11 protein-coding genes and 1 tRNA gene are annotated in these 15,906 nt (G+C 71.4%); 9 read left to right on the forward strand and 3 right to left on the reverse strand.

Annotation, left to right across the window (positions count from 1 at the left end; translation table 11 throughout):
* Positions 1-64: 64 nt before the first annotated feature.
* The gene (locus tag KBY47_RS34990; RefSeq protein ID WP_210928489.1) at positions 65-1,624 is read left to right on the forward strand and encodes an aldehyde dehydrogenase family protein; all 1,560 of its coding nucleotides are present in this window, start codon (positions 65-67) and stop codon (positions 1,622-1,624) included.
* 196 nt (positions 1,625-1,820) lie between these two features.
* Positions 1,821-1,905 (forward strand) — tRNA-Leu (locus KBY47_RS34995).
* Positions 1,906-1,990: 85 nt separating this feature from the next.
* Here the strand turns inward: KBY47_RS34995 and KBY47_RS35000 are convergent.
* Positions 1,991-2,365, reverse strand: a complete 375-nt coding sequence (locus KBY47_RS35000; protein ID WP_210928491.1) for a cupin domain-containing protein — start codon at positions 2,363-2,365, stop codon at positions 1,991-1,993.
* A gap of 70 nt (positions 2,366-2,435) precedes the next feature.
* Between KBY47_RS35000 and KBY47_RS35005 the strand changes: the two genes are divergently transcribed.
* From KBY47_RS35005 to KBY47_RS35030, 6 genes are all read left to right on the forward strand, one after another.
* On the forward strand, positions 2,436-2,876 hold the full coding sequence (locus KBY47_RS35005) for a MarR family winged helix-turn-helix transcriptional regulator (protein ID WP_210928493.1): 441 nt from the start codon (positions 2,436-2,438) through the stop codon (positions 2,874-2,876).
* 528 nt (positions 2,877-3,404) lie between these two features.
* Positions 3,405-4,253 carry a hypothetical protein gene (locus tag KBY47_RS35010; RefSeq protein ID WP_247695713.1) on the forward strand — a complete coding sequence of 283 codons (849 nt, stop codon included), beginning with the start codon at positions 3,405-3,407 and terminating at the stop codon, positions 4,251-4,253.
* A complete protein-coding gene (locus KBY47_RS35015; protein WP_247695714.1) occupies positions 4,235-5,455 on the forward strand; it encodes a hypothetical protein in 1,221 nt (406 codons plus the stop codon). The genes KBY47_RS35010 and KBY47_RS35015 overlap by 19 nt, the downstream gene beginning before the upstream one ends.
* Positions 5,456-5,532: 77 nt before the next feature.
* Complete coding sequence (locus KBY47_RS35020; protein WP_210928497.1) at positions 5,533-6,801, forward strand: glycosyltransferase family 4 protein; 1,269 nt, start codon at positions 5,533-5,535, stop codon at positions 6,799-6,801.
* Positions 6,798-7,664 carry a transferase gene (locus tag KBY47_RS35025; RefSeq protein ID WP_210928499.1) on the forward strand — a complete coding sequence of 289 codons (867 nt, stop codon included), beginning with the start codon at positions 6,798-6,800 and terminating at the stop codon, positions 7,662-7,664. Before KBY47_RS35020 ends, KBY47_RS35025 begins: the two co-directional genes overlap by 4 nt.
* Positions 7,665-7,766: 102 nt before the next feature.
* Positions 7,767-8,489: a TrkA family potassium uptake protein gene (locus KBY47_RS35030; RefSeq protein WP_210928501.1), complete on the forward strand. Its 723-nt coding sequence runs from the start codon at positions 7,767-7,769 to the stop codon at positions 8,487-8,489.
* Positions 8,490-8,558: 69 nt separating this feature from the next.
* Here KBY47_RS35030 and KBY47_RS35035 read toward each other — a convergent pair whose 3' ends face one another.
* Positions 8,559-10,313, reverse strand: coding sequence for a ThuA domain-containing protein (locus tag KBY47_RS35035; protein WP_210928503.1), 1,755 nt, complete (start codon positions 10,311-10,313; stop codon positions 8,559-8,561).
* Between the two features lie 34 nt (positions 10,314-10,347).
* Positions 10,348-13,170 (reverse strand): PQQ-dependent sugar dehydrogenase, encoded by a 2,823-nt coding sequence (locus KBY47_RS35040; protein WP_210928505.1) that lies wholly within the window; start codon positions 13,168-13,170, stop codon positions 10,348-10,350.
* A 598-nt stretch (positions 13,171-13,768) separates the two neighbouring features.
* Here KBY47_RS35040 and fusA point away from each other — a divergent pair.
* A complete protein-coding gene (fusA, locus tag KBY47_RS35045) occupies positions 13,769-15,832 on the forward strand; it encodes an elongation factor G (protein ID WP_210928508.1) in 2,064 nt (687 codons plus the stop codon).
* The last annotated feature ends 74 nt before the right edge of the window (positions 15,833-15,906 follow it).

A 15,906-nucleotide genomic window follows, 5' to 3' on the forward strand; every position in this document is an offset into this window, starting at 1 on the left:
CCCCCACCCTCTCCCATACCTCCACCCCGCCCGCCCCGACTGTGCACCGAGAGCGGAGCTGACCTTGCCACTCACCACCAACAACACCCTCACCCTCACCCTCAAATCCGGCACATCCTGGGCCGACGCCTGGCAGCGCTGCCAGGCGGTCGCCCCGGAGGCCTTCCGGGACGACCGCGTCCTGAACCTCTGGAACGCCACCTGGCAGGCGGACGGCCGCGCCCTGCCCGCAGTCACCCCCGTCGACGGCAGCCCGATAGCGGGCCCGCCCCGCCTCGAGAGGGACACCGCCCACCGGGCCGTACGCGCCGCACTGGACCAGCACCGGGCATGGCGGCACCTCCCGCTGGCCGAGCGCCGCGCCCGGGTCGCCGCCACGCTCGACGCGCTCACCGAACACCGTGAGCTGCTGGCCCTGCTGCTCGTCTGGGAGATCGGCAAGCCCTGGCGGCTGGCCCAGGCGGACGTCGACCGGGCCATAGACGGTGTGCGCTGGTACGCCGACGGCATCGAACCCATGCTCGCCGGACGGGCGCCGCTCGACGGCCCGGTGTCGAACATCGCGAGCTGGAACTACCCGATGAGCGTGCTCGTTCACGCAATGCTGGTCCAGGCACTGGCGGGCAACGCGGTCATCGCCAAGACCCCGACCGACGGCGGTGTCGCCTGTCTGACCCTGGCCTCGGCGCTCGCCGCCCGCGAGGGGATTCCCGTGACCCTCGTCAGCGGCAGCGGGGGCGAGCTGTCCGGGGCGCTGGTGCGGGCACCGGAGATCGGCTGCGTCTCCTTCGTCGGCGGCCGGGACACCGGCGCCGCGGTGGCCACGGCAGTCGCCGACCTCGGCAAACGGCACATCCTCGAACAGGAGGGACTGAACACCTGGGGCATCTGGAACTACTCCGACTGGGACGCGCTCACGACCGTGATCCCGAAACTCTTCGACTACGGCAAACAGCGCTGCACCGCCTACCCGCGCTTCGTCGTCCAGCGGGCGCTGTTCGACGAGTTCCTGGCGGCGTACCTCCCGGCCGTCGGCACCCTTGAGGTCGGCCACCCGCTCGCCGTGGAGCGGAGCACCGACCCGTACCCCCGGCTCGACTTCGGACCGGTGATCAACGCGGCCAAGGCGAAGGAACTGCACGACCAGGTCGCCGAGGCCGTCGACCGCGGCGCCGTCCCGCTGCACCGCGGCAAGCTGTCCGACGCCCGCTTCCTCCCCGGCCAGGACACCTCGGCCTACGTCCAGCCGGTCACCCTCCTCAACCCGCCCCCGTCCTCCCCGCTGCACCACGCGGAGCCCTTCGGCCCGGTCGACACGATCGTCCTGGTGGACACGGAGGCCGAGCTGCTGGCCGCGATGAACGCCTCCAACGGCGCCCTGGTCGCCACCCTCTCCACGGACGACCGCGCGACCTACGACAGGCTCGCCCCACAGATCCGCGCCTTCAAAACCGGCCACGGCAAGCCCCGCTCCCGCGGCGACCGGGACGAGCTGTTCGGCGGCTTCGGCGCGTCCTGGCGCGGCGCCTTCGTAGGCGGCGACCTCCTGGTCCGCGCCGTGACCCGAGGCCCGGCGGGGGAGCGGTTGCCTGGCAACTTCCCCGACTACCACCTGATGCCATAGCGCCGACGCGGCCCAGGGCGGGGCGGCTCCATCACGTGATCGGCCATCACCCACCGTGATCACCTCACGCCAGCCCGTCCACCCCGCCCGGCCCACCGCCCAGGCCAAGGAAACGCAGGTGAAGGCCGCTGCGAACTCTTGGTATGGTTGTCCATGTCGCCGCGCGGGGAGCACCCCGCAGAGTGACAGACACCTGGTCCGGGTGGCGGAATGGCAGACGCGCTAGCTTGAGGTGCTAGTGCCCTTTATCGGGCGTGGGGGTTCAAGTCCCCCCTCGGACACTCCTCACTCCTCAGAGCGGTACAGAAGCGAGGGCCTCGACCTGATGGTCGCGGCCCTCGTTTCGTCGTGTGGGTCGCCAGCGCACTAATGAGCCCAGGGCGGTGTGATGGTGTTGCCGTCTGCCAGCTTGGCGGTGAGCCCGGCGCGGGTGGTGACCCACATGTGGGCGGGCTCGTCGGTGGTGTTGGCGACCGCCAGTTCGGAGCCCGCAGGTGCCACTGCCGCGTCACCTGTGCGGAGTTCGGCGCTCTCGCCGTCAATGGTGAGCCGGAGGTGACCGGAGAGGACATAGAACGCCTCCTCGTCGCTGATCGTGTGCGTCGGCCCCACCATTGCGGCCGGGATCTCGACGCGCCAGGCGGCGAGGTCCCTGCTGCCGGTGTCCGGACGGACGTAGGAAACGAAACGGCCACCGTGAATCTCGTGTACGACGGCCTGGTCACTGCGGATGAACGGCATGCTCCAGCCTCCATTTGGACAAGTCACTTGTCTAGATAGACAAGCGGCTTGACGAGTTATAGTCAAGCCCATGGACGACGCCCTGGCCTTCTCCGCGCTCGTGCTGGCGCTTTCCGGACAGCTGGTGCAGGAAATCCACACCAGCGTGTCCCAGCAGGGATTCGAGGACCTACGGCCCGCACACGGCTTCGCCTTCGCCCGCATCTCCGCTGGCGGCGCCACCACGGCCGATCTGGCCGAGCACCTGGGGGTGACCAAGCAGGCCGCCGCACAGCTGGTCGAGGAGCTGGTCCGCAAGGGGTACGTGGAGCGGCATCCCCACCCGCACGATGCCCGCGCCCGCCTCCTGGGACTCACCGAGACCGGCCGGGCCGCCACGCGCGCCGCCGACCGGGCGGCCCGGGCTGCCGTCGCGCCGTGGCGAGAAGTGCTGGGCGAGGCGCGCTTCAGCGAACTCGTCGCCGACCTGACACTCCTTGCACCACGGGGGCCGATCCGCCCCGCCTGGTGAGCCGATGGCCCACCACCCCGAAGCCGGGTAGGTCGGTGATGCCCCAGGCGTCGAGGGGGAGGCCGGAGCGGACTCGGTGTCCTGGCAACTCTGCGGACACGTACGGCCGTTGTCCCTATGGTGGGTGGTGAGGCGCGGTCGTTGATCGCTGGGGCTTCGGTACGGGGCTCCGCGTCGGGCCGCCGTGCGGGGACACCACCTATCACGTCGTGAGGGGACGGCATGACGGCGACCGCGCCAGCGGGCGGGACACCGGAACCACGGCCGAGCACCGCCGGTAGCAGCGGGGGGAGCACCACTCCGGGAGCGGCAGGGCGGAGCGGAACCTCGCACGGTACCGCACCACCCGCCCTGGTACCGCCCCCGCCGACGCGGCCCCCGGACGTGCCGCCCCCGCCCCCGTCCCCGGCTTCCCCCGGCTCGGGTGGCGGGGCCGACGATGATCTGCGGACGGTCCTTCCCGAAGCGCTCGGCGTGCCTGCCGGAGCGTCCCGGCGCAAGAGGAGGCTGTGGTTGTCGGTGGCGGCGGTGAGCGCTGCGCTGGGCGGTCTGGCCGGGGCGCTGCTGGCGTACGCCATGATCGGGCCGAGCGTCACCAAGGAGAACGACTCCAACAAGGCGTACGACGCCTCCCAGCCGCCGTTCACGGTCTCCGTCCAGCCCGAGCAGAGTGAGCCCCGGGAATGGGCGATGGTGCTCGACCGGACGCTGACGGACGAAGAGGTCCGGAAGATGAAGGCCAGCTCGGACGTCTTCGCCTACCTCAAGTCCCTGGGCGGGCGTCCGCTCGCCTACGCGCCGCTGCTGGAGCACGCTCCCCGGCGGTACACCGAGGAGCAGACCTCCAGCGGGCGCTTGGAGTTCTCGGACACGTTCAAGATGACCGTGATGAGCACACGCCAGAACGCAGTGACCATCAACGACTGGAAGGTCACCGACCTCAAGTGCAGGAAGAGCACCGCGCAGGCGGTCATCGGCCGTCCGCCGCAGGGCGGTGCCGCCTACGAGGGAATCCGGCTCCACCTTCCGCCCCGCGCCGACGAACCGGTGCTGACCGACGACACCGAGGGACAGGGCGAGCCCTATTTCGGCAATCGCTTCGTGGAGGTCGGCAACGGCCAGTCGTCGGGCGGGCTCCGGGCGGAGGTGATCGCGCCGCATGGACAGTCGTGCGAGTGGGGCATCCAGGTCCACTACAACGACACCTACCGCCCGGAAGGACGGTGGGTCCAGTTGAAGGACGACAAGGGCAAGCCGCTCCGCATCCGTACGGAGTCCGTGCCTGAGAATCCCCGGCAGAGCTGGGTCTTCGGCTCCATGCCCTGGACGTCGTGTGACGACATGCCGGAGGAGGGCCATTGTTACGGGCTGCGCTGACGGGCAAGGTGGCGGTGCTGCTCGCCGTGCTGGCCGTCCTGGGCGTCCAAGGGTGCGGCTCCTCGCAGTCCAAGGAGGAAGCAGGCCCGGAGCCGGGCCCCTCGGCGCCCTACTGGGGCAACCGTGAATACGCCCTTCCGGACAGCCCGTTCACCCGCGAGGGCACGGTCGTCACCGCGACGTGCAGTATGGGCGCGCGCTACGCCGGGGTCAACGTGCAGGCCTTGGATCCCGTGAGGTGGAAACTGCGCGAGACCCGGAACTTCTTCATCCCGGTCGACGCCGCGTTCACCAACTACCCGGACGCCAAGGACGTGCACAGCCCTCTCGTGGATCTCTGCGGAGTGGGTTCGGACAGTCCATCGCCCTACTCCGTGGACGATCTGGAGTACGTGGGTCCCCGGGTCCGGGCGCTGTTCGACCTCGCGTACACGCGCATGGCCGTGGTGCTCCGGGACTCCGACGGCAGGACGACGCACGTCGGCTACGTGGAGAGCGGGGGCAACGCCGACGACTTCGTGAGCCTGAGCGACGCGAGGGGCGACGACGAGCAGAACGCCGTGATGGCGCCGGACGGGCGCAGCGTGTGGTTCACGTACATCACCGCCGACGGTGAGCGCAGGATCGGTTCGCGGCCCACGGAGGGGGATCACCGCCTTTCGGACGAGGGCCCGGCGATCGGGCACGACCTCCCCCTGACCGTCACCGGGAAGCCCCCGCGCGCCGTCCAGGCCAACATGGTGCACCTCGCCCCGGACGGCCGTCGCCTCACCGCGACCGCGCCGAAGATCTACGGGCACGTCTTCCGCACCCGGGATTCCTCAGGACCGCTCACCGCGGCATCGGGCCGCTCCGCCACCCTGCTCAGCGGGTGCGTCGGCATCGTCGGCTGGGTCGGGGACGAACGGGTGCTGTGCCGCACCCAGTCCGGCAACTTCCGGACCGTGGATGCCCGTAGCGGCCGTGCCGAGGGGAACGCCGTCGCCGTGGTCCGCGAGGACGACGGGAGGGTCGCCGAGGGAATGGTGGTGTCGGCGGACGGCGAGAAGTTCATCGCGTCCGTTCACTCACCCAACGACCGCTCGGGGCAGCCACTGGGGCTGGGCGACTTCAGGGTGGTGTCCACCTCGGGGGAGGGGGCCGCAGCCAATGTCTCCGCTGAGTCCCTGACCAACGACACCGTGTTCCTGGAGTGGCGGTGAGGCACGCGGGTGCGGATTCGTGGCACGAAGGGATAACGGCGGGCAACCGTTGGGTGAGCAGAAAGGTCTAGTCCGCCATGAGGATCTCTTTCCTGCTCCACAACGCCTACGGGATCGGAGGGACGATCACCACCACGTTCAACCTGGCGCAGGCCCTGGCCGAGCGGCACGACGTGGAGATCGTCTCGGTGCTGCGCCACCGGGAACGTCCCAACTTCGCGCTCGACCCCAGGGTGTCCCTGCGGCCACTGGTCGATCTGCGGCACGAGAAGGAACATCCGCTGCACCTCAGAGCGGCGCGGGTCTTCCCCCGCACCGAGTACCGCTACCAGCAGTACAGCGAGCTGACCGACCAGCGGATCGGTGAGTGCCTCGCCGCGATCGACGCCGACGCGGTCATCGGCACCCGGCCGGGACTCAACGTCCACCTCGCCCTCCAGGCCCCGGAGCACGTCGCCCGCATCGGGCAGGAGCACCTGACCCTGGACAACCACCCGCCCGGCCTGCGCACCGTGCTGCGGCGCGCCTACCGCGGGCTCGATGTGCTCACCACGGTCACGGAGGCCGACGCCGCCGCCTACCGGCGCAAGATGCGGCTGCCCGGGGTGCGGGTGGAGGCCCTGCCCAACAGCGTCCCCGACCCGGTGCTGCCCCCGGCGGACGGCACCGCGAAGGTGGTGGTCGCGGCGGGCCGACTCGTCCCGGTGAAACGTTACGACCTGCTCATCGAGGCCTTCGCCCTGGTCGCCGCCGAACGCCCCGACTGGCAGCTGCGCATCTACGGGAAGGGCGAGGAGCACGACCGGCTGCGGCAGCTCATCCAGCGCCTCGGCCTGTCCGACAACGTCTTCCTGATGGGCGCGGCGGCCCCCATGGAGGCCGAGTGGGTGAAGGGCTCGATCGGCGCCGCCGCCTCCAACTTCGAGCCGTTCGGCATGACCATCGTCGAGGCGATGCGCTGCGGACTGCCCGTCGTGAGCACCGACTGCCCCTACGGCCCCGGCGAGATCATCGACGACGGCGCCGACGGCAGACTCGTACCGGTCGGGGACCGTGACGCCATGGGCGCCGCCCTGCTGGACCTCGTACGGGACGACGAGGCACGCCGGGCCATGGGCCGTACGGCCATCCGCAACGCGCGGCGCTTCGCCCCCGCGCCCGTCGTGGCGCACGCCGAGCGCCTGATCGAGGCGGCGACGGCCGCACGGGCGAGCGGCACACGGGCCGCCGCACCCGCCCGCGGCGGGATGCAACAGACCCTGGTCAGTCAGACCTTCGCCGTCCGGGACGTCGCCCGCGTCGTGGCCGGGAACGCACTGCGCACGGTACGGAGGGGACAGCGATGAGCGAGGAGAGCGCAACCGCGGTGGGGGCGAAGGTGACCACGGAGGTCGCGGGTCCTCGTACCCACTGCACGGTCGACGCCGACGGCCGGATCGTGTTCCTGCTGTCGGCCGACGCGCCCGCGTCCCAGTTGCTGCTGCGGCTGCGTCCCAAGAAGGGCCAGCCAGAGAAGACGCTGCACACGCTCGACCTGGAGGCGACGGACGACGGCCGTCTGCGCGCCGTACTGGAGCCGGAACTCGTGCTTCCCGAGGGCCGGTGGGATCTTTACCTGCTCGCCGGGCCGGACGCGCCCCGGCAGCGACTGCGGCCCGGCCTGCGCGATCTGCGGGTGCTCGTCGACGGGCAGGGCCGTGACTGGCCGTCACCGGTGGCCGTCCGCATCCCGTACGCCACCAAGGACGGCTACCTGGCCCTGCGCACCTGGCTGCGCGCCGCCCACGCGGAGGTCGAGCGCATGGACGCCGGCGAGCGGGCCCTGACGGTCCGGGCCCGGCTGCACGGTGCCACGATCACCGCACCCTCCGTCGTCCTGCGCCTGCGCGGCGGCAAGGGCGTGGTACGGACCGTGCCAGCCGATGCCGAGGACGACGGCCGGGGGTTCACCTTCACCGTGGACTACGGTGCGCTCGCCGCCGACGACGCGGACAAGGCGCGGATCTGGGACCTGAGCGTCCGGACGGACGCCGCCGAAGGGGGGCCCGGGGTCCGGCTCGCCCGCCTTCTCGACGACGTGGCCGACCGCAAGGGCGTCTTCGTGTATCCGGAATCCACAGTCGGCGACGCCACCGTGTGGCCGTACTACACGGTCGACAACGACCTGTCCGTGCAGGTGACACCAGGGCGGGTGACAGCGGCCGGTTAGGGGTGTGCCGCCGGGGCCCCGGCCGGGGTCTGCCGGATCCTTGGGGAGCGCGCCGTTCGCGCGCCGTTCGCCGCTCAGCCACCCCCGAGGAGCGACCCACCCGTGGGCAACTACCTGCAAGCCCTGCGCCGGCGCCGCGCCCGCCAGCTCGCCGCCCAGTACGCCGACCCGCACCGTGACCAGCGCGTCGCCGTCATCGGTCTCGGACGGTTCGGCAGGTCCCTGGCCGCCGAGCTGATGCGGCGCGGCTGGGACGTCCTGGGCGTCGACGTCGACCCGGCCGTAGTACGGAGGATGAGCGGCGACCTCACCCACACCGCCGTGACGGACTGCACGGACCCGGGGGCGCTGCGGCAGCTCGGCGTCGGCGAGTTCACCAGCGCGGTGGTCGGCATCGGCACCGACATGGAGGCGTCCATCCTGATCGCCACCAATCTGCTGGAGGCGCGGGTGCCGACCATCTGGGCGAAGGCGGTCAGCCGTCAGCACGGTCAGATCCTGGAGCGGCTCGGCGTCCAGCACATGGTGCTGCCCGAGCACGAGATGGGGGAGCGGGTCGCCCATCTCGTCACCGGCCGGATGCTGGACTTCATCGAGTTCGGCGACGACTTCGCCCTGGTCAAGACGATCGCTCCGGACGCCGTCGCCACGGTCCCGCTGCGGGAGAGCCGGGTCCGCACCCGGTACGGCGTCACCGTCGTCGGCATCAAACGCCCCGGTGAGGGCTTCACCCACGCCACCGCCGAGACCGTCATCGCGCACGGCGACGTCCTCATCGTCACCGGCAGGATCCGGGCCGTGGAGGCCTTCGCCGAGCTGGACTGAGGGCCCGGACGGCAGCACTGGTACCGCAGTCCGGGCCCCGCTCAGCCGGGTGCCTCCTTCAGGGCAGGGTCAGGGCAGGGTCCACTTCTGGTTGGGTCCGGTGTGGCAGGTCCAGAGGTGGACGGGGGTGCCGTCGTTCCAGGTGCCGCCGGACACGTCGAGGCATTTGGCGGACTGGGGGTTGCGGAGGGTGCCGTCGGCTTGTGGTGTCCATTGCTGGGCGCCGGTGCCGTTGCAGGTCCACAGTTGGATCTTGGTGCCGTCGGCGGTGGCTCCGCCGGAGATGTCGAGGCATTTGCCGAGGGCGCGCAGGGTGTTGTCGCCGGGCAGGGTCCAGGTCTGGGCGGTGCTGTTGTTGCAGGTCCAGATCTGGATCTGGGTGCCGTCGGCGGTGGCTCCGCCGGAGACGTCCAGGCACTTGCCGTTGACGCCCTTCACCGCACCCGAACGCGGGCCCGTCGGACCACCCGACTCCTTGATCCGGATGTTGCGGAACGCCACCTCGTCGCCGTCGCCGTGGTTCTGGATGCCGATGTGGCCCTGCGCCAGACTGCGCGCCGGGTCGGTGTTGGTGAAGTCGTTGATCTTCCGCCCGTTGAGGAACAGCTCCAGCCGCTCACCCGTGACCCGGACCTCGTACGTGTTCCACTCACCCGGCGGGTTGAGCGCGGCGTCGCGGGCGGCCAGGTCGGCCGACTTGAAGCCGTAGACGGAACCGGTGGTGCGGTCGGGGCTGTCGGTGGCGTCGATCTGGATCTCGTAGCCGTTGTTCACCGCCGACCACGGGTCGCTGGAGGCCGGGAACCCGACGAACACCCCGGAGTTGTCGTCGCCGGACATCTTCCAGTCCAGCTTGAGGGAGTAGTCGCCGGCGAACTCCTTGGCCGAGTACCACAGCATGCCGAGGCCGCCGTGCGAGGTGAGCGTGCCGTCCGCCAGGGTGAAGCCGCCGGGGCCCGCCTGGCTCCAGCCCGCCGTGCCGGTGCCGTCGAACAGCGGCCGGTAGCCGGTCTCGGGCCGGCAGTCGGACTTGGTCATGCCCGCCGCCCAGCGGATGCCGCCCAGCAGGTGGCGCCGGAACGCGGGCTCGCCGTAGGACTCGTCGGTGTGGCCGCCGCCGGTGTAGAAGGCACGGCCGCCCTGGTAGTCCTTGCACCAGCTGATCGGGTGGTCGCCGGACATGTTGCCGCCGCTGTAGCTGGACTCGTCGAGGGAGGCCAGGACATGGGCGGTGGTACGCGGGTTGGAGCGGTAGTTGTACCACTCGTCCGTGCGCTGCCAGGCCGTGCCCAGGTGGGCCGTGGCGTCATGGGCGCGGTCCTCGACCTTCACGGTCGCGGACTGGATCGCCGGGTGGGAGTGGAACAGGGCACCGGCGAGCCCTTCGTAGAACGGCCAGTCGTACTCGGTGTCGGCCGCGGCGTGCACGCCGACGTAGCCACCGCCGCCCTGGATGTACTGCTCGAAGGCGGTCTGCTGGGTGCCGTTGAGTACGTCACCGGTGGTGGACAGGAAGACGACCGCCCGGTACTGGGCGAGGTTCCCGCCGGTGAAGGCGCTGGAGTCCTCGGTGGCGTCCACGGTGAAGTTGTTGGCGCTGCCGAGGTCGCGGAGGGCGGCGATGCCGTCGTCGATCGAGGAGTGCCGGAAGCCCGCCGTCTTGGAGAACACCAGGACCTTGTACGCGGGATCCGCGGCGCTGACCGCGGCGTCCGCGGACCTGTCCGCGGGGCCGTCCACGGGCTCCGCCGAGGACACGTTCGGTGTGGCGGCCAGCAGGGCCCCGGCGAGCAGGACCACTACTGTTCGCAGTCGCTTGCGCATGGGTGACTCACCTCCTTGTGATCACGCGGGACGGTTACGGCAGGGTCCACTTCTGGTTGGCTCCGGTGTGGCAGGTCCAGAGGTGGACGGGGGTGCCGTCGTTCCAGGTGCCGCCGGATGCGTCGAGGCATTTGGCGGACTGGGGGTTGCGGAGGGTGCCGTCGGCTTGTGGTGTCCATTGCTGGGCGCCGGTGCCGTTGCAGGTCCACAGTTGGATCTTGGTGCCGTCGGCGGTGGCTCCGCCGGAGATGTCGAGGCATTTGCCGAGGGCGCGCAGGGTGTTGTCGCCGGGCAGGGTCCAGGTCTGGGCGGTGCTGTTGTTGCAGGTCCAGATCTGGATCTGGGTGCCGTCGGCGGTGGCTCCGCCGGAGACGTCCAGGCACTTGCCGTTGACGCCCTTCACCGCACCCGAACGCGGACCCGTCGGACCACCCGACGTCGCGAAGGAGAACTCGTCCACGTCGAACAGGGCACCCGCGCCGCCCTTGAACACCAGATAGAGGGTGGTCGTGGCGCTGGGCCGGTTGCTGAGCGGGGCGCTGACGTCGACGAAGGTCTCCCAGCCGCCGGTCACCGGCACCGTGGCCGTGCCCAGCAGGGTGCCGGTCGCCGAACCGGCGCGCACCTCGATGGTGCCGCCCGCGCCCGCCGAGGAGACCCGGGCGGTGAACTGGGTCGCGTTGTCCAGCGCGTATGGCCGGAACGAGATCCAGTCGCCGTTGTCGATGTTGCCCACGGTCCGGCCGCCGTGTGCCGGGGCGTGGTTGATCACCGCGACCCCGGACCCGTCGCCGTAGTGCTCGGCCTGCCGGTGGGAGGGCTGGGTGATGTGCTGGTCGTGCGTGGTGAGCGCGGGCTGACCGTTCGCGCCCCTGTCGGTGTACTCGGCGTCCAGCACGCCGAAGATGTTGGCGTTCGGGTCGTGCTCACCGTCCGCGAGCGTCTGGAGGGTGCCCGTGCAGCCGGTCGCCGAGGTCTGCGGGTGGCCGTGGCTGTCATGGCCGACGATGAAGCTGACCTTGACCCTGGAGCAGTCGATCGTGCCGTCCTCGGGATCGGTGACGGTGACCTTGAAGGGGATCGCCGCGCCGAAGTCGTAGATACGGCCGTCCAGTGGTGTGTCCAGGGTGACCGTCGGCGCGGTGTTGCCGACGGTGATCTGCACGGACGCGGTCGCAGACTTGCCGGTGGAGTCGGTCACCGTCAGGGTCGCGGTGTACTGGCCGTTGGTGTTGTACGTGTGACTGGGGTTGGCGGCCGTCGACGAGGAGCCGTCGCCGAAGGTCCAGCGGTGGGTGATGCTGTCGCCGTCCGGGTCGGAGCTGCCCGCCGAGGAGAACGACACGCTCAGCGGCGCCCTGCCGGACGTCACGTTCGCCGCGGCCTGCGCCACGGGCGCCCGCCCTCCGGTGACGTGCTCGATGCGGTACAGCGCGGAGTTGGCGTCGCCGTTGAAGTAGCCGGTGCCGTAGTCCAGGACGTACAGGGCCCCGTCCGGGCCGAACGCCATGTCCATCACCTGGGTGCCGGTCCAGGGGAAGGCGTTGATGGACTGGACCGTCCCGTCGCCGCCGCTCTCGATGCGCTTGATCCAGCGGCGCCCGAACTCACCGGCGAAGAAGTCACCGTCGTACTCCTGCGGGAACTTCACCGCCGACGTCGAGGCGGCGTCGTAGCGGTAGACCGGCCCGCCCATCGGCGACTCCGAGCCACCGCCGAACTCCGGCACGGAGGTGCCGTTGTACGGGATCCAGGCGGGCTGCGCCGGGGGCAGCTCGGTGAGACCGGTGTTGTTCGGGGAGGTGTTGCGCGGCGCCGAGCAGTTGAACGCCGAACCCGAGGCCCCGGTGGCGAAGTTGTAGTCCACGTAGGCGTCGTTGGCGCCGGTGCAGTACGGCCAGCCGAAGTTGCCCGCGCGGGTGATCCGGTTGAACTCGACCTGGCCCTCGGGTCCGCGCGCCGGGCTCGAGGTGCCCGAGTCGGGGCCGTAGTCGCCGAGGTAGACGATGCCGGTGGCCTTGTCCACGCTCATCCGGAACGGGTTGCGGAAGCCCATCGCGTAGATCTCCGGGCGGGTCCCGGCGGTGCCGGGTGCGAACAGGTTGCCCGCGGGGATCGTGTACGACCCGTCCGCGTTGACCTTGATCCGCAGGACCTTGCCGCGCAGGTCGTTGGTGTTGCCCGCGGAGCGCTGGGCGTCGAACGCCGGGTTGCGGTCGGGGCGTTCGTCGATCGGCGTGAAGCCGTCCGAGGCGAACGGGTTGGTGTCGTCGCCCGTCGACAGGTACAGGTTGCCCGCCGCGTCGAAGTCGATGTCACCGCCGACGTGGCAGCACATGCCGCGGGACGCCGGGACGTCCAGGATCTGCCGCTCGGAGCCGAGATCCAGGGTGCCGTCGGTCCTGAGCACGAAGCGGGAGAGCCGGTTCACGCCGTTGAACGGGGCGAAGTCCGACGCCGAGCCGCCCGACGGGGCGTCCCCGGCCGGGGTGTTGAGCTTGGGGGCGTAGTACAGGTACACGTACCGGTTGCCGGTGAAGCCGGGGTCGGCCGCGATGCCTTGCAGACCCTCCTCGTCGTGGCTGTACACGTCGAGCTTCCCGGCCACCTTGGTGGTGCCCGCCGCGTCGGTCAGGCGGACCGTGCCGTCGCGCGAGGTGTGCAGCACCGAACGGTCGGGCAGCACCGCGAGCGTCATCGGCTCGCCCGTCTCGGCCACGCCCTTGGCCAGCGTGACCTGCTGGAACACCGGGTCCGCCGCTGCCGCGCCGGGGGCGTCGGGAGCCGCGGAGACCGCGGGGGCACCGGGCAGCACCAGACCGACGGCACACGCCACCGTCGGTACCAGCCACCGCATGAGTCTGCGTCTGAACGGTCTTCTGCGCACAGATGTCTCCCAGAGGTGGGGGTGGGACAGGCCGGACTCGACCCGCCGGGGAGTACGGGCGCGCGCCGTCGCGCCGTGGAGCGCCGGACATGGGCTCGTACGGCTCATGTCCGGGTTGTTTCAAGGAAGTTAGTGTCCTTCGTACGGAGGCGTAACCCCTTTCGTTCAAGATCTCGATTCTTTCTCCAGCGTGCGGACAAAGTGACGGCAGGGCTCCGGAAGCGCCGTGGCGGGCGGCCACCGGAAAAATCCGGTGCCACCCGGCCGCACGCTTCCCTACACTCGCCACACCATCGCGCGCCGCCCCTCGCGGGGCGGCGCGCCGCCGTGACGAGTCGAGGGGAGCCGGACGATGCGTGAACGCGCCGTCGCCGCCGTTCCCCGTGGCCGTTACGAGGTGGTCCTGGTGTCCCCGTCGGCCCGGTGCCCGCTGCGCGCCCGGCACCGGACACCCGAGGCGCACGCCTGAACACCCGTACAGCACCAGGCTGTTGACGGGCCGTCGGTCGACCTCCCGCGCCCGGGAATCGCGCTGCCCTGTCAGGGAACGACCGAAAGGCCACGGGCCATGCGCACCACGACCAGCCGCCCCCTCGCCGCCGTCCGCAACCTGGGCATCCTCGCCCATGTCGACGCCGGGAAGACCACCGTCACCGAGCGGATCCTGTACGCGACCGGAACCACCCACAAGCGCGGCGAGGTCCACGACGGCACCACCGTCACCGACTTCGACCCCCAGGAACGGGACCGCGGCATCACCATCTTCGCCGCCGCCGTCAGCTGCGACTGGCACGGCCACCGCGTCAACCTCATCGACACCCCGGGCCATGTCGACTTCGCCGACGAGGTGGAGCGCGCCCTGCGGGTGCTCGACGGGGCGGTCGCGGTGTTCGACGCCGTCGCCGGGGTGGAACCGCAGAGCGAGTCCGTGTGGCGCCAGGCCGACCGGCACGGCGTCCCGAGGATCGCCTTCGTCAACAAGCTGGACCGTGCGGGCGCCGACCTCGACACCGCCGTGGCGTCCATCCGCGACCGGCTGCACCCCGCCCCGCTCGTCGTCCAGCTGCCCATCGGGGCGGAGGACGACTTCGCAGGCGTACTGGACCTGGTGCGCATGCGGGCGCTGACCTGGACCGACGGCACCACGACGGCGACGGAAGGGCCGGTGCCGCCCGGGCTGCTGGAGGAGGCCGAGCGGCGGCGCCGACTGCTGGCGGAGGCGGTCGCCGAGCTGCACCCGGCGGCGCTCGAGGAGTTCTGCGCCACCGGCACGCTCACCGCCACCGCCCTCACCGGCGCACTGCGGGACCTCACCCACAGCGGGGACGGCGTGGTCGTGCTCTGCGGCTCGGCCTACCGCAACCGCGGCATCGAGCCGCTGCTCGACGCCGCGGTGGACTACCTGCCGTCGCCGCTGGACGTGCCCGCCGTACGAGGCACCCACGACGGCACCGAGCAGCGGCGGCCCGCCGACCCCGGGGCGCCGTTCGCGGCACTGGCGTTCAAGGTGAACGCCACCCCCACGGGACGACTGACGTTCCTGCGGGTCTACTCCGGAACCATGGCGAAGGGAGACACGGTGTGGGAGTCCGGCACCGGCCGCACCGAGCGGATCGGACGCGTCCTGCGCGTCCAGGCCGACCGGCACGCCCAGGTCGACCGGGCGGCGGCCGGGGACATCGTCGCCGTCGTCGGGCTGAAGTCGGCCCGCGCCGGTTCGACGCTGTGCGCTCCCGGGGCGCCGCTCGTCCTGGAACCGCCGGCCGTGGCGGAACCGGTCGTCTCGGTGGCGGTCGAGGCCCGTACGTCCAGCGGCACCGACCGGCTGACCACGGCACTGGCCCGGCTGACCGAGGAGGACCCGTCGCTGGTCGCGCGGACCGACCCCGAGACCGGCCAGACCGTGCTGTCGGGCATGGGCGAACTCCATCTGGAGGTCGCGGCGGAGCAACTGCGCCGCGCCCACGGCCTGGACGTCACCGTCGGGCGGCCCCGGGTGGCGTACCGGGAGACCGTGCTGCGCGGGGTGTCCGGGCTGGTCCTCCGGCACGTCAAACAGGACGGCGGGGCGGGCCAGTTCGCCCACGTGGTGCTGGACGTGGAACCGCTCGCGGCCGACGCACCGGGCACCACGGGCTTCGGGTTCCGGTCGGCGGTCGTCGGCGGGCGGGTGCCGCAGGAGTACGTCCGGGCGGTCGAGGCCGGATGCCGGGACGCGCTGGCCGACGGTCCGCTCGGCGGCCACCCGGTGACCGGGCTGCGGGTCACGCTGACGGACGGGGCGACTCATGTGAAGGACTCCTCCGAGATGGCCTTCCGCACCGCCGGACGGCTGGCACTGCGCGCTGCCCTGCGGGACTGTGCGATGGCGGTCCTCGAACCGGTCGCCGAGGTCACCGTCACCGTGCCCGCGGACGCGGTCGGCGGGGTGCTCGGTGACCTGGCGGCCCGGCGCGGCCGGGTGACGGGTTCGGCCACCCGGCCGGGCGCGGCGGTGGTGACCGCGACCGTGCCGCTGGCCGAGCTGTTCGGCTACGCGACACGGCTGCGCGGCCGCACCCAGGGCCGGGGCACGTTCACCGCGCGTCCCACGGGGTACGCCCCGGCACCGGTGGGTGTGGGTGTGAGCTGAGGCGCGGGGCGGGTCGATCTCCACCAGGGTGGCCGAGTTGACGGGCCCGGAGTCGACGAGCAACCCGCCGAGCC

The organism is Streptomyces sp. B93, assembly GCF_018070565.1.
Classification (GTDB): Bacteria; Actinomycetota; Actinomycetes; order Streptomycetales; family Streptomycetaceae; genus Streptomyces.